The organism is Maledivibacter sp., from assembly GCA_025210375.1.
Classification (GTDB): domain Bacteria; phylum Bacillota; class Clostridia; order Peptostreptococcales; family Caminicellaceae; genus JAOASB01.
Genome location: JAOASB010000029.1, coordinates 184,116 through 198,545 on the forward strand (window position 1 = coordinate 184,116; position 14,430 = coordinate 198,545).

The following is a 14,430-nucleotide window of genomic DNA, read 5'->3' on the forward strand; positions in this document are numbered from 1 at the left end:
CTCCACTATTACAATTCTGTTATCCTACTACTGTTTCACTCCTAATCGTTACTTGGTCAAGCCCCTCACGTATTTTATCTCCCACATGGCCTGAACGAAGTGACTCAAGTTGGTCAAGATAGTCTTGCTTTCTTTCATCAAAATCAACTATTTTATAACCAAGGGACTCTGCCGCCGCTAATCCCGATAAATAACCCTCTACCATAGCACTGGTCGCTTCTTCAACTCCACAAACATCCCCTGCTACAAAAATGCCTTCCCTTGTGGTTTCCAAATTTTCGGTTCTAGCTGGTACAAACCCTCCTAATTGACCTACATACTTCATTTCACAGCCTGCTTGCCATAACAACTCTCCTAATGGACATAGTCCAACGGAAATACATAAAACATCTATTTCAAAATCCTTTTCAGTTCCTTCTACTGGCTGCCATTTCTCATCTAACTTGACTATAGTAGCCTTTTCCAAGTAGTTTTTTCCATAGGCTTCCTTTACGGTATATCCAGTATAAATAGGAACTCCCATACGCCTTACCTTAGAAGCATGTACTAGATATCCTCCTATTTTCGGTGCTGCATCAAGTATCGCCTTAACCTTCACCCCTGCTTGCATCAACTGATAGCTTACTATCAATCCTATATTCCCTGCTCCTAGCATTAATACATTGTCTCCTGGCTTTACTCCATGTACATTCATTAGTGTCTGCACTGCTCCAGCACCATAGATTCCTGGCAAATCATTATTTGGGAATGCCAATGTCTTTTCACTTGCCCCCGTTGAAACTATTATCCTTTGAGATTCTATTTTTGTGTATTTGCCGTTTATCTCCGCTGTAACAACACCATCATCGTATATAGCTAATACTGTAGCATTTTTCAAAATCTCAATATTATCCAACTCATCAATTTTATTAAAAAGCAATGTAGCGATATCAACGCCCCTTACTGAAGCATGCTGCTTTTCTGAACCAAAGAACATATGGGTCTGTTTTATTAATTGTCCCCCAAGCTTCTCATTTCTTTCAAGTACAAGCACCCTTGCACCTGCCTCAGCGGCATTTATAGCTGCACAAAGTCCAGCCGGGCCTCCACCAACAACAAGGATTTCTACTTGCTTCATAGTATGCCTCCTTTGTCTTTCTGAGTTTTTATAACCATATCCTCTTTAAGGGGTTCTATACAAGTTCTAACATTCGATACTCCATTCACTTCCATAACACATTGTCCACAGTTCCCTATGGCACAATAAAAGCCCCTCGGTCTTTTCTTTTCATGACTATGGGTTAACACCTTTACTCCTGCTGCATGAAGTGCCGCGGCGATGGTTTCCCCCTCATATCCTTCATACTCCCTTCCATCAAAGGTAAACTTTATCTTTTTACCCTTTTCAAACTTCAAAACAGGGTGTTTTTTGATTCTCATAGACTACCCCTCCCGTCATAATCGTGGGCTGAACTCAAGAACACCTTTGAGACAACCCAAATTCTATTTATTTGTTCTTAATAATTAAAAGCTTTATTACAAGTAAATAAGCAAATCCTATGCCATAAAATCTAATATAGGAATTTTAGTATAAACTTTAACTTATACACGCCCAAAATGCCCCGAACCATCGCATATTTGTCCATGTATAAGTTAAGTTATATTATGAAAACCCTATATAGATATGGGATTTTGAAAATTATAAAACGTCAAATATCCGACACATAATTTAAGATTTGTTGGCAAAAGAAAGTGTCAGAAAACAGACACTAAAGTCAATTTTCTGACACTTATATAAAATCCTAGCTTTTAAAAAAATCTGCTCATTTTTAATCTAATTATTCCATGTATTGAAGGCTATCTTGTTAAAATATTATTAAAATTATACTTATTTAATTTAAAATACAACGTACTTCTAGGTATATTTAAGAGTTTAGCTGCTCTTGCTTTATTTCCTCCAGATGTTCTCATCGCATTTAGGATTGCATCTTTCTCAGCCTTTTCTATAATATTATTAAGATCAAAGGCTTCTTTTTTATATTCTATTTTTTCTTTATTACTTTCTATTATGCTCCTAGGTAAAAAATCTATGTCCACTTCCTTTGCTTTGTTGTTATTTACTAATATAACTATTCTCTCTATGATATTTCTAAGCTCTCTTATGTTTCCTTCCCAGTCATAATTCATCATCATATTCATAACCATTGTTGGAATTTCAGGTATATTACAGCGATAGGTAATACAAAATTGTTCAATAAACCTATCTACTAGCTCAGGTATGTCATCCTTTCTTTCCCTTAACGGCGGCAGTGCAATTAATATAGAATTTAATCTATAATATAAATCCTTTCTAAACATTCCTTTCTCCATCATTAACTTTACGTCTTTATTAGTTGCAGCAACTACTCTTACATCAACCCTTATGGATTTTGAACCCCCGACCCTAGTTATCATCCCATCCTCTAGTACTCTTAGAATCTTAGGCTGCATTGATAATGGCATATCCCCTATCTCATCCAGAAACAATGTCCCATCATGTGCCAGTTCAAATTTCCCTACTTTTCCTTTTCTAAGAGCCCCAGTAAACGCTCCTCCTTCATATCCAAACAACTCACTTTCCATCAAATCTTCTGGGATAGCACTACAATTTATCGGTATAAAATGACCTTTTCTTCTACTTTCAATATGAATTGCCCTTGCAAATACCTCTTTTCCCGTTCCACTTTCACCAGTTATTATCATATTTATTTTTGATTTTGAAACATTCTTACATAGATTTATTATTTCTTTAAACTTTATATTTTCTCCTACAATTTGGTCAAAGGAAAACCTGTTTTCGTTAAGTGCTGTAACTTCCTCTTCGAGGACCTTTAAATCAAATTTGGTTTTATCAAGAATTGTAGTCAATCTAATCAATTCGGTTATATCTCTATCACAGCTTATGGCTCCTATCAATTCACTTCCACTATAAAGGGGCCTGGCAGTAATTATATTATGGGAGTCCTCCCTAGGACTATTATATACATTAACATAGGGTCTCTTTTCTTTTATAACCTTAGGAAGTAATGCAGTGGGAAAAAGATTATTTATATGTTTCCCAACCACATGTTGTCTGTTGACTTCATATATTTCTTCAGCCTTTTCATTCCAAAATCTTACTATACAGTCTCTATCAACAATACAAACCGCATCATTTACATTATCTAATATTATATCTATTGTTGAATTGAGAAATAACATATTTATTCCCCTCTTTCATTTCCTTAATAAGGAGTTTACAAATTGATTTTTAATGAATATTTATTATATTTCGACAATTGCTTTAGATCACCTTTTTTTTTGCATATAAGTTTTAAGACATATGAAGAAAATAATCAAGGATAGGAGTAGTATGACTAGTTTATTTTTTTAATGTGCCTAGGTTAGAAATGCTGTAACCTAAAATTGTCAGTATGTTTATAAATTGCTTTAGTTTTTAGAAAGTATAAAAATGGTGATAGCTAATATACTATATTCATATATGGATGTTTAATTTCCGAAGTTTAATTAATCAATAGGTCTTAAAATCTGCTTAGACATGGGATCATGGGTTATATAGTTATACTAAGCACAAAATGGACACTGTGCTAAATGCAGGATAATAAAAATTTTTATTTTGTGATTTAAATCATATTTTAAATCCAGAGCTACTCCTATAATATAATTAATCCAAAAAGTATTTAAATATAGATTTGGGATTTTGAAAATTAATAAAAAGAACGTTCAATCCGACAAGAATTTAGAGAAAACTTTATCTTCAAGCTTTGAGAAAAATTCTAACGCTCCCGTGAGTCGTCCATGCCCCATGGCCTAAGAACTGACGTCCTGTCAGTTCTACGAATTTTTCACAAATCTTTCAGATAGTTTTCTTACTAAATTCTTGAAGTCATTCTCTTTTCTTTTTATTAATTTTCTTAGTCACATATCTATATAGATTTCCCAAAATTAAAGTTTTCACTGGAATCTCTATAAAACTTCTAAAGGTAAGGTGATATATATGAAGGCACCTAAGAATGCAGTTCTTCAAAAAATAAGAAATGGTAAAAAAACATATGGTGTTACTCCACGTATACCAGGTGGATTAATAAGTCCCGATAAACTAATAACAATTGCTAAAGTAGCGGAAAAATATGGAGGCGTTCTAAAAATAACATCGGGTCAAAGAATAGCTATACTAAACCTCAATCCCGATGATGTTGAAAGGGTTTGGAAAGAACTTGATATGCAACCCGGAGTTCTATCTTCCTATTCTGTAAAAAATGTAGAGATGTGCCCTGCTTCTTTTTGTAAAAGATCTAAGCAAAATTCCTTAAGCCTAGGGATGAAATTAGAAAAAAGATTCTATGGTGCGAGTACACCAAATAGAACAAAAATAGCTGTGGTAGGATGTAGAAATGCTTGTGCCAGTGCTTATGCCAAGGATATTGCTGTGGTAGGAGATGTAAATGGCTATATAGTGGCTACTGGAGGCAGTGCAGGTTTTCATCCAAGATTACCGGATAAAATAGCTGAAAATCTAAGTGCAGATGAAGCCTATAATATGGTTGAAGCCATCTATGAATATTACTGTGATAAGGCTGAAATGGGAGAAAAGTTAGGTCATTTTATAGATAGAATATCAATTGATCAATTTAAAAAAGATATTATTGCCATATTTGAAAAAAGAATGAAATCATATAAAGGGGAGTTTATTAATGAGTAAATTTTTAGGACCTATTCATTATTGGCTATTTAATAAAATTTTTCTTTACGAAAACTTAGAATCTGATATAATAGAAAGCATTGAACAAAAACTTAATATAAGCCTATGGGATATTACAAAGGAGCTACATGAGAAAATCGGCCTTCCATTGGAGAATAAGCCCCTTGAAGAGCTGATCGACACAAATAATATTCATGGCTGGCTTCAAAATAAAATTACAATAGCTGAAACAAGGCAGGCTGCATTAATAACTTTTATTGTTAATAAGTATGGTGAAAAGGGTATGAATATAATAAAGAATTGTTATAAAGAACAAGCAGTAAAAAGTGGCAAAGATGCAAAATCCAATTATGATGTTACCTCTGCCTCAGCTATTTATAAGACTCTAAACAATTATATACTGGATGGTACGCCATGTGATAATGTAAATAATATCACTGTAAATGAAGATACTAAACTAGAGTGGAGAGTATTAAATTGTCTCCATAAAAACTATTGGATTAATGTTAGTGGTAATTTAGATATTCTATATGAGCTTCGTAACACTTGGATTTCAAATTTTATACAATCAGTTAATTCAAACTATGAATATAACTTTAAAATTGAAAATATGGATAATAATAAACTACTTATCCATGAAATAGTAAAAACAGTATAATTTGTTGTAATAGTGGCTTATGCCCCTATATAAAATAAATATATTTTAAGGAGGATATTATTATGGCAGTAACTAAGGATACTTTAATAAGTGAAATTTTGAAAATTAACCCTAACTCTGCTCAAATTTTAATGAGATATGGAATGGGTTGTCTAGGATGCCCTTCAGCTCAAATGGAATCTTTAGGTGAAGCAGCTATGGTACATGGCATTGATTTAGAAAAGCTTTTAGAAGAATTGAATAAATAATTTACCATGTTTAGTATTATATAACTATTTTTTTAGAACTGTGAGTATTACATTTTAAATGGGATACTCACAGTTTTTTTGTTGTGAAAACTACAAAGCAATTTATTTAATGATTTTATGCCCCTTGTACCAATAAGCCAATCCCAATATTAATCCTCCCCCTATAAAGTTTCCTATTGTTACTGGTGCTAGATTATGAGCTAAACCCCAAAGGCTGACCATGGCATCATGGGGTAGAAATAATCCTAGGGAAAGTAGGGACATATTGGCAATACTATGCTCAAATCCTGTGGTTATAAATGCAAACAAACACCAAAATATCATAATTAACTTAGCTGTTTCTTCCTTCAATTTTATATAGCATAGCACTGCAATACAAACCAGAATATTACATAAAATTCCTCTAAAGAAAAGTTCACCTGTGGGGGCATTCATCTTTGCCGAGGAAACTTTTAAAATAAAATCTGAAACAGCCCCCTTGGCAAGTCCTGTCTTTAAATATAAATATGCTATAAATATACTCCCTATAAAATTTCCTATAAATGAGTATATCCATATTTCTAATGCCTCAAGCCATGTGACACTTTTCTCCATGGCCCCTATAACCATGACAAAATTATTACCTGTAAATAACTCTGAACCCGCCATGATCACTAGGCTCAATGCAACACCAAAGGAAACCCCCATTATTATCCTTGTTGCCGGGGCTCCATGTAGAACTCCCCCTATGGTCATAATTAGGAATACTCCAAGTCCAACATACATACCTGCTAGTATAGATGATATAAAGTATTTAGTCTTACTGCTTCTTAAGGTATGAACCTTAGCTATAGCTGATTTACTAACTCTATTTACTAAATCACTGTACATTATGACACCTCACTCATATGCAAATATTTAACCATAGATATACCAATAAATCCTTTGTATACCGCCCTTTCAAATCCCCTATAAGCATTGATTATTAGAAAATTTAAAATATAGATTTGTTAACGTGTTCTATATAGAGCAAATTGCATAATTACCTTCTGCAAAAACTATCTACTATATATAGTTAAAAAACCTTAAGAACTATACCATCAAATATGCTTATATCTTAAGCAATTAAATCAAGGATGATATTCGTATATGCAATTCTGCCAAGTAAGAGTTATGCAATTTCCTATATAGATAAAATTCCTCGTTCCTATTTGCTATTCTCATTATCATACCCTATAGTATTTCTATTTTCCCTAATAAAAATCATCAAATAGTATTCTATGGGAATATTTGAGAAGTAAGTTGGAAAACTAAATATGATTATAATCAATATTAGGAGGTCAATATATGGATAATGCTATGTTTTGTTGGCAATGTGAACAAACTGCGGGGGGAAAGGGCTGTACTAAGGTTGGGGTCTGTAGCAAAGATCCTGATGTGGCTAAAATGCAGGATGTTTTGATTTATTTACTAAAAGGAATAGGTTTCTATGCCACTAAAAATATTGAACGTGGAAATAAAATTCCCCAAGAGATGGGAGAGTTTCTCACAGAATGTGTATTCGCCACTCTCACAAACGTAAACTTTGATAGTCAAAGATTTGTAAAATACATAAAAGAGGCTAATACAATCAAAAAACAATTAAAGGAAAGTGCAGGTCAGCTTGAAAATGTTCCAATAGATGCGGATTTCATAGCTCCTGAAACTAGAGGTGAAATACTTAATATACCTAGTAGACCAAACCTCGGTGTTATGGATGATGAAGATTTAGATATGGATATCCGTTCCCTAAGGGAATTCCTTATTTATGGAATAAAGGGTATGGGTGCATATCATCATCATGCTTATGTGCTAGGCAAATATGATGAAGAAGTTGCCAATTTTATGTTTAAAGCCATGGGTGCTACACTAGATAGAAGCTTAACTGTTGAGGATTATTTTGATCTAAATATGGAATGTGGAAAAGCTAACCTCAAGTGTATGGCACTTCTAGATGCTGGAAATACTGGTGCCTTTGGAGATCCTGAACCCACTGAAATGCTTATAACTAAGAAGAAGGGGCCATTCATTGTAGTTTCTGGACATGATCTAAAGGATTTAGGGGATCTGTTAGAACAATCCAATGGAAAGGGTGTCAATATATTTACCCACGGCGAAATGCTTCCATGTAATGCTTATCCTGGGCTCAAAAAATATCCCCACCTAATAGGTAATTACGGTGGTGCATGGCAGGATCAACAAAAAGAATTTAATAGTATTCCAGGAGCCATACTTATGACAAGTAACTGTTTGATGAAACCCAGAGAAAGCTATAAAGACAGGATATTTACTTCAAGTATAGTTGGATGGCCTGATATTCAGCATATTGAAACTGTTAATGGTAAAAAGGATTTCTCACCAGTGATAAATAGGGCCTTAGAGTTAAGTGGATTTCCAGAGGATGAACCAGAGAAGAGAATTCCAATGGGATTCGGTAGAAATGCTTTGTTAGAAAGTGCTGGTGCAATAGTGGATGCCGTAAAGGCCGGTAAGATAAAACACTTTTTCTTGATAGGCGGTTGTGATGGAGCAAGACCCGGAAGAAATTATTTCACAGAATTCGCTGAAAAAACGCCAAAGGACACTGCAATCCTCACACTAGCTTGTGGTAAATATAGATTTAATAAGCTTGACTTAGGAACCGTAGCTGGATTCCCAAGAATTCTTGATTGCGGTCAATGTAATGATGCCTATACAGCTATCCAAGTTGCCCTTGCCTTGGCTGAAGCCTTTGATTGTGATGTAAATGACCTTCCACTTTCCTTTATAATCTCATGGTATGAGCAAAAGGCCGTTGCAGTATTGCAGACACTGCTTTACTTAGGACTTCAAGATATCTATCTGGGCCCCACATTACCTGCATTTGTTACTCCAAATGTACTTCAAGTCCTAGTAGATAAATTTAATATCAAAGCTATATCAACACCCGACGAAGATCTAAAGGCAATATTGGGATAGTTAAAAAAGCGTCTGGTTGACGCTTTTTTGGTTGTAAGTTCTAAGATTCCGGTCATTCTCTAAGGTACTTTTTGAAGAACCTCATATAAAGCTCAAACTATTATTTCTAAGTTTAAAATATAATGATTATGCTTTTGTAACCCTAAATTACAACTCAAAACTTAGAACTTACCACTTAGAACTGCAAAATGGACTTTAGTCCTTTTTGCCAAGCTTGCTTTCCATATATTTAACAAGGGGCGCTACTTGGACTAAGGTCGGTGCCCCCTTCATCCATACTTGCTGTTTTAATACTTCGATTATTTCCTCCTTTGTTGCTCCATATTTTATAGCCTTATTCATTTCCAGCTTAGCTCTTCTTTCATTTTCATCAAAAACTGCTGTAGCAAATGCAATTAAATATCTGTATTTTAAAGGTATGACACCATCTCTCCAAATTTCATGATGATACTCAGAGATTATCCTTTGAAAGTTTTCTCCAAAGCTTTGAGATACCATTACTCCCGGCGGTACAAAGCCTATCTCTTCCTTAAATTCCTCTTGTAATTTTTTTCTATCCATAGTTTTTCCTCCTTTTTATCAAATATGAATACCTATACTTAATAAGTATGTACTCTGCTATTCTTATTTATATAATACCCTCAGTTATATATACAATTCTGTGATTCATATCATATAAACATCAAATAGTTGAAGAAATTTCGTAATTCTTAATTGGCTAAGCCTAGTATGGGAATATGATCCTTGATTTAATTGCTTAACCTATAATCATATTTGATGGTATAGCACTAAGGATTTTAAAACTGCATGTAAATATAAACAACCTCAAGGTTTAATATATTTCAGAGAAAAAATATAGAAGCATTCATTATTTTTTTTGAAATATTTTACGTCTTAATGGTTTTTATAGAAAGTAATTATGCAATTTCCTCAGTTGACAAAAACAACCGTATCTGTTAACATTTTTTAACAAAGCACTAAATAAAATTTAATTATTTGATCATTAAATAAATCTATAAAAAATTGCTTATAATATTATAAGTACTTATACTTTTTATGTTCTATAGGGATTTTAGGGTGAATCTTAATATATACATAGGAAAATATCTGATATTTCTGGGGAGCTTTGATATGTATATATTAATTCTTGCTCCGTGGACTCTATGCCCATAACTAATATTTTGTTTAAAAAATGTTTTGCAATCCTTAAGTAGGGTATAATTCTATTGACAAAATTATATATAGGGTTTTCATAGTATAAGTTAAAGTCTATACTAAAATTCCCTATAACTAGATTTTTATAAAGCTTTAAATATCTTAGGAGGTGTATTTATGGAAGCTTTTAATATAAAAGGTAATGTATATTGGACTGGAGTATTAGATCCGGGTCTGGAAGTTTTCGATATTATAATGAAAACTGAGTTCGGCTCAACATACAACTCATATTTCATTGATGATGAAAAAAAGGTACTGATTGATACGGTTAAGGCTAATTTCAAAGACGAATTTCTTGAAAAGCTTGGCAAGCTTACGGATATTAAGAAATTGGATTATGTAATAATCAATCATACGGAGCCTGATCATTCAGGGAGCTTAAAATATATACTTGAAATCAACCCTGATATAGTTATTTACTGCACAAAGGCTGCTAGTATATTTTTGAAGGAACAAATAAATGGAGAGTTCAATTGTCATGTGATAAAGGATGGAGAAACCCTTGATATAGGAAGTAAAAAGCTGAAATTTATCACGGCTCCATTCCTACACTGGTCGGATACTATGTTCGTATCTGATGAATCGGAAAACATATTATTTACATGTGATGCCTTTGGTTCACACTTTAGCTCAGTTGATCCTAAAACTGTTCATAGTGAGGATTATAAAAAATCTCTAAAGCACTATTATGAATGCATTGTAGAACCCTTTGCACAACATGTTTTAAATGCACTTAATAAAGTAAAAGACCTCAAAATAGACACCATACTCACTTCCCATGGTCCTATACTTTCAGAAAACCCAAGCTACAATATGGATAAGTATTTAGAATGGTCTACTACTGCTGTGGAAAACAGAAATAAAAAACAAGTAGCATTGCTTTATATTTCGGCCTATAAAAATACTATGTTAATGGCTGAAAAAATTAAAGAGGGGCTAGAGTCTGAGGGAGTAAAGGTTGAGTATCTGGATATTGAAGCTGAAGATACTCAGAAAATACATCTCACAATTAATAATTCCAAAGGGCTTATCCTAGGATCACCAACAATTAATAAGACCATGGTTAAACCCATGTGGGATGTTCTTTCAGTTATAGACCCAATGGCAAATATGGGTAAAATTGCTGGAGTTTTTGGCTCCTATGGTTGGAGTGGTGAGGGTATAAAAATGGCTCATACCCTTTTAAAACAAATGAGCTTTAAGGTTCCATTTGAAGCTCTTTCAAAAAAATTCTTCCCATCGGATGAGACATTAGAAGAGTGCTTACAATTTGGTAAGGAATTTGCTAAACATATATAGACATATAAAAAATAAGTGAAGGGATATAAATTCCCTTCACTTCAGATTGTTGACAAAGTCAACAAGATGTCAGGCTGTTGAGAAATTCGAAGTTCGAGGCGTGCTGAAACCGAGAGGCCGTAGCGTATATAGACATACGTAAGGGTTCTTGGTTGAAGCAATAACAAAGAAATTCGGGTTTGTCAACAGCCTATAAGTGAAGGGACATAAATTCCCTTCACTTATTTTTTATATATGACTTCAGTATAACTGATCCTGTCCTTAAATCTAATTAAAACATTAATAACATCTGTCCCAAATAGATAGGCAAATACAAAATTGCCTATAGCATGGATCAAATCAAAATAAAAGGAATTTATATTGATAGCAATAAAGCTTCTAAAATTTAAAGGGTATATGAAGAATAGCCAATGCCATAGATTCATTATGTACCCATAAAGAAATCCCCAAAGAAAAGCAAATATACCTAACACTATTTTAGAGGGCTTTCTACCCATTTTTTTTAGAAGTCCAGCACTTGCACCTGCTAATCCCCATGCTATCATCTGCCATGGAGTCCATGGCCCATGACCAAGAAAGGAATTTGAAACTAGTGTGGAAACAACGCCTACCATGAATCCAAAGATTGGACCAAATACGTAACCACTGACTATAACTAAAAAGGTGGTAGGTTGTAGATTAGGTATTGCTGCAAAGGGAACCCTTGATACCCCAGCTAAGCCTGACATTGTTGCAATAATAGCAATTTCTTTTACAGATAGCTTCTTTTTTTCATAATAAACAAAGATTAGTATAAGACATGCCGTCACAATCAGAACAGAGATTATTCCATAATTCATATTAATGATCTCCTTCTATAAATGATCTATCAAATAAACTTAAGGCATCCCTAGGGCTAATTATTTTATCCTTTAACCCGCTAAAAAGCTTATTAATTTGAGTTGAATAAAATATTCCAGAGTCAAGGACATCATACTTTGATCCCACCTGTGCTATTGTTCCATCAAATACTAAGCATACCCTATCGCAATACTTTCCAACAAATTCTACATCATGGGTTACAAGTAGAACCGTCTTTTCTTTAGCCTTTAAATCCAGCATTATCTTTCCTAGCCTGTCCTTAATATGCCTATCCAGTCCTCTTGTGGGCTCATCCATAAGGAGTATTTGAGGCTCCATAACTAGTATTGAGGCTAAAGCCACCCTCTGCCTTTCTCCACCGCTCAAATCCCTTGGATTTTTGTCTCTATATTCTAAAATATCTAAATCCATCAATACATTTTCTATTATTGAATAATCCTTTATCCCCTTGTTATCTAGGGTGAATTTTAATTCATCATATAGGGTATCATTAAATAAATAATCATTTGGATTTTGAGAAAGGTATCCAACTTCACCCTTTACCGTCACTTTCCCCTTTGTTGGTTTCAATAACTTTGATATATTCTTTAATAATGTTGACTTTCCACTTCCATTTCCCCCCATTATACCTATAACTTCACCCTTATATGCCTTTAAATCCATTCCTTTCAATGCTTCATTTCCATTTTCATAAACAAACTCTAGCTTTTCTATTTTAATAATATCTTCCCTATCAATGTGATTGATAGCTCCTATTCCACTATCTACTTTATTTAGTGGAATATTCATTTTCTTTAATTCTCTTCTGCCTTCCTTTACTGTAAGGGGTAATTTTTCATTCCCAAGTCTTTTAAATAAATATGATACAGTAGGTAAGAAATTAGTATTGCTTGCATTACTCCAATTAACAAATTCCCTTGGAATACCATCAAATACAATCTCACCTTCCTCCATAAACAATATCCTATCAGCCAAGTGAAAGCATCTATCAATCCTTTGCTCAATTAAAACTATTGTATATCCTAGATCTTCGTTAAGCCTCTTCAATATATGTAATATTTCATCTGCAGTGGCTGGGTCAAGCTGAGATGTCGGTTCATCTAATACTAAAAGCTTATTTCCCATGGCTAAAGTGGCTCCTAAAGCCACTTTTTGTTTTTGACCCCCAGAAAGCTCGTAGGTTTTTTGATCCTTTATATCCATAATATTTAAAAAGCTTAAGGTCTCCATTACCTTTTTTCTCATCAATTCATATTCTGCTCCTATATTTTCAAGTCCAAAGGCAAGCTCTCTTTCAACCTTATCCATTACTAGCTGCTTTTCTGGATCTTGAAATAACATGCCAACTTCCACATCCGTCTTAATATTTCCCTTTATCTCTCCTCCATAAAACTCAGGTACTATTCTGTTAAATACCCTTCCTAATGTGGATTTTCCAGATCCAGATTTGCCAAGTAGTAATATAAACTCCCCTTCAAATAGGGATAAATTAATATCCTTTATAGCTGCCTTTTTTTGTCTCGGATAATAATATGTCATGTCTTCTATTTTAAAAATTTCCATCTTTTACACCCCCAAATAAGAAAAAACGGAATAAGTAAAATAAAATCTATAAAGATGATATATAATAATTCCATGTTCGTAAAACCCTTAAGTACAGGATAAAATTCATATCTTCCAATTCCTTTTACAAATGAAGCTACAAACACTAAAAATAGAATAATATTAGATACAATGAAGATATAATCTAAATTGTTCATTTTTATTTTTGAATAAGCAGTTCTTTTTGTTTTTCCATAACCCCTGGAATATAAAGCTTCGGCTCTATCTAAAGAACCTTCTAGAGCCGATATCAAGATCACCTTTAATATCGGATAGTATACTTTTATCCTTTTGATAGGACTTTTATGGTCAAATCTTACTCCCCTTAAAATCATTACGTCCTTAACCCTCATTATTTCTAATCTCAGCTTATGGATAATGTTTGTAGTCATTGAGAGTATTAAAGTAAGCTTGTGGGCATATTTTGAAAAGAAGCTAAAGCTTTCATCTTGATCCGTTAATATGCTGTAAAGTAAAAATACAAACATTATACAAATCAGTTTTGCGGCCATATTAAATCCATAGGATAAGGCCTCAAAGGTAATTTTTATTGTGCCAAGTACAGGTAGTCTTAATCCTTGCCATATAACTGTTCTACCTTTTTGTGACACAATGGGATTTACTATTATTATCAATATCGCCGTAGGCAACCCATATTTCAAAGTATTTATGAGCTGTTGTCTATGTCCTAGGATAACAATATTTAAAACAATTATTAGTAGTAAGGATAATATATAAAGGGGATGACTAAATGATAACGTTATCAAAAACAGAACTGACGAGTATACAATTACACTAAAAGGATGTACTTTAATCATAGGATCACCTTTAATTTTAAAATTTTTTCTTAA

13 protein-coding genes are annotated in these 14,430 nt (G+C 33.4%); 5 read left to right on the forward strand and 8 right to left on the reverse strand.

Annotated features, from left to right (window positions below):
- Positions 1–19 precede the first annotated feature (19 nt).
- The 3 genes from N4A68_10425 to N4A68_10435 all read right to left on the reverse strand — a co-directional run bounded on the left by N4A68_10425 (position 20) and on the right by N4A68_10435 (position 3,219).
- Positions 20–1,117 (reverse strand): FAD-dependent oxidoreductase, encoded by a 1,098-nt coding sequence (locus tag N4A68_10425; GenBank protein MCT4564707.1) that lies wholly within the window; start codon positions 1,115–1,117, stop codon positions 20–22.
- Complete coding sequence (locus N4A68_10430) at positions 1,114–1,419, reverse strand: (2Fe-2S)-binding protein (GenBank protein MCT4564708.1); 306 nt, start codon at positions 1,417–1,419, stop codon at positions 1,114–1,116. Before N4A68_10430 ends, N4A68_10425 begins: the two co-directional genes overlap by 4 nt.
- A 417-nt stretch (positions 1,420–1,836) precedes the next feature.
- Entirely contained in the window at positions 1,837–3,219 is a 1,383-nt protein-coding gene (locus N4A68_10435; GenBank protein ID MCT4564709.1) for a sigma 54-interacting transcriptional regulator, read from the reverse strand.
- 796 nt (positions 3,220–4,015) lie between these two features.
- Here N4A68_10435 and N4A68_10440 point away from each other — a divergent pair.
- From N4A68_10440 to N4A68_10450, 3 genes are all read left to right on the forward strand, one after another.
- Positions 4,016–4,720: an NAD(P)/FAD-dependent oxidoreductase gene (locus tag N4A68_10440; GenBank protein MCT4564710.1), complete on the forward strand. Its 705-nt coding sequence runs from the start codon at positions 4,016–4,018 to the stop codon at positions 4,718–4,720.
- Complete coding sequence (locus N4A68_10445) at positions 4,713–5,378, forward strand: hypothetical protein (protein MCT4564711.1); 666 nt, start codon at positions 4,713–4,715, stop codon at positions 5,376–5,378. The genes N4A68_10440 and N4A68_10445 overlap by 8 nt, the downstream gene beginning before the upstream one ends.
- 62 nt (positions 5,379–5,440) lie before the next feature.
- Positions 5,441–5,626 (forward strand): DUF1858 domain-containing protein, encoded by a 186-nt coding sequence (locus N4A68_10450; GenBank protein ID MCT4564712.1) that lies wholly within the window; start codon positions 5,441–5,443, stop codon positions 5,624–5,626.
- A 102-nt stretch (positions 5,627–5,728) separates the two neighbouring features.
- On the opposite strand, the gene N4A68_10455 is transcribed toward N4A68_10450, so the two are convergent.
- Positions 5,729–6,496 carry a formate/nitrite transporter family protein gene (locus tag N4A68_10455; GenBank protein MCT4564713.1) on the reverse strand — a complete coding sequence of 256 codons (768 nt, stop codon included), beginning with the start codon at positions 6,494–6,496 and terminating at the stop codon, positions 5,729–5,731.
- Between the two features lie 456 nt (positions 6,497–6,952).
- Between N4A68_10455 and hcp the strand changes: the two genes are divergently transcribed.
- Entirely contained in the window at positions 6,953–8,602 is a 1,650-nt protein-coding gene (gene hcp / locus N4A68_10460) for a hydroxylamine reductase (GenBank protein ID MCT4564714.1), read from the forward strand.
- A gap of 195 nt (positions 8,603–8,797) precedes the next feature.
- On the opposite strand, the gene N4A68_10465 is transcribed toward hcp, so the two are convergent.
- Complete coding sequence (locus N4A68_10465; GenBank protein MCT4564715.1) at positions 8,798–9,163, reverse strand: carboxymuconolactone decarboxylase family protein; 366 nt, start codon at positions 9,161–9,163, stop codon at positions 8,798–8,800.
- A 771-nt stretch (positions 9,164–9,934) separates the two neighbouring features.
- Here N4A68_10465 and N4A68_10470 point away from each other — a divergent pair.
- Entirely contained in the window at positions 9,935–11,116 is a 1,182-nt protein-coding gene (locus N4A68_10470) for an FprA family A-type flavoprotein (protein ID MCT4564716.1), read from the forward strand.
- Positions 11,117–11,337: 221 nt separating this feature from the next.
- Here N4A68_10470 and N4A68_10475 read toward each other — a convergent pair whose 3' ends face one another.
- From N4A68_10475 to N4A68_10485, 3 genes are read right to left on the reverse strand one after another with little or no spacing between them, the layout of a single operon-like run.
- Entirely contained in the window at positions 11,338–11,955 is a 618-nt protein-coding gene (locus N4A68_10475; GenBank protein MCT4564717.1) for an ECF transporter S component, read from the reverse strand.
- A 1-nt stretch (position 11,956) separates the two neighbouring features.
- Complete coding sequence (locus N4A68_10480) at positions 11,957–13,540, reverse strand: ATP-binding cassette domain-containing protein (protein MCT4564718.1); 1,584 nt, start codon at positions 13,538–13,540, stop codon at positions 11,957–11,959.
- On the reverse strand, positions 13,522–14,397 hold the full coding sequence (locus N4A68_10485) for an energy-coupling factor transporter transmembrane protein EcfT (protein ID MCT4564719.1): 876 nt from the start codon (positions 14,395–14,397) through the stop codon (positions 13,522–13,524). Before N4A68_10485 ends, N4A68_10480 begins: the two co-directional genes overlap by 19 nt.
- Positions 14,398–14,430: the final 33 nt, after the last annotated feature.

Excerpts from the sequence above, each read along its gene's own strand:
- N4A68_10425 (MCT4564707.1), bottom strand. The coding sequence starts at position 1,117 with ATGAAGCAAGTAGAAATCCTTGTTGTTGGTGGAGGCCCGGCTGGACTT.
- N4A68_10430 (MCT4564708.1), bottom strand. The coding sequence starts at position 1,419 with ATGAGAATCAAAAAACACCCTGTTTTGAAGTTTGAAAAGGGTAAAAAG.
- N4A68_10435 (MCT4564709.1), bottom strand. The coding sequence starts at position 3,219 with ATGTTATTTCTCAATTCAACAATAGATATAATATTAGATAATGTAAAT.
- N4A68_10440 (MCT4564710.1), top strand. The coding sequence starts at position 4,016 with ATGAAGGCACCTAAGAATGCAGTTCTTCAAAAAATAAGAAATGGTAAA.
- N4A68_10445 (MCT4564711.1), top strand. The coding sequence starts at position 4,713 with ATGAGTAAATTTTTAGGACCTATTCATTATTGGCTATTTAATAAAATT.
- N4A68_10450 (MCT4564712.1), top strand. The coding sequence starts at position 5,441 with ATGGCAGTAACTAAGGATACTTTAATAAGTGAAATTTTGAAAATTAAC.
- N4A68_10455 (MCT4564713.1), bottom strand. The coding sequence starts at position 6,496 with ATGTACAGTGATTTAGTAAATAGAGTTAGTAAATCAGCTATAGCTAAG.
- hcp (MCT4564714.1), top strand. The coding sequence starts at position 6,953 with ATGGATAATGCTATGTTTTGTTGGCAATGTGAACAAACTGCGGGGGGA.
- N4A68_10465 (MCT4564715.1), bottom strand. The coding sequence starts at position 9,163 with ATGGATAGAAAAAAATTACAAGAGGAATTTAAGGAAGAGATAGGCTTT.
- N4A68_10470 (MCT4564716.1), top strand. The coding sequence starts at position 9,935 with ATGGAAGCTTTTAATATAAAAGGTAATGTATATTGGACTGGAGTATTA.
- N4A68_10475 (MCT4564717.1), bottom strand. The coding sequence starts at position 11,955 with ATGAATTATGGAATAATCTCTGTTCTGATTGTGACGGCATGTCTTATA.
- N4A68_10480 (MCT4564718.1), bottom strand. The coding sequence starts at position 13,540 with ATGGAAATTTTTAAAATAGAAGACATGACATATTATTATCCGAGACAA.
- N4A68_10485 (MCT4564719.1), bottom strand. The coding sequence starts at position 14,397 with ATGATTAAAGTACATCCTTTTAGTGTAATTGTATACTCGTCAGTTCTG.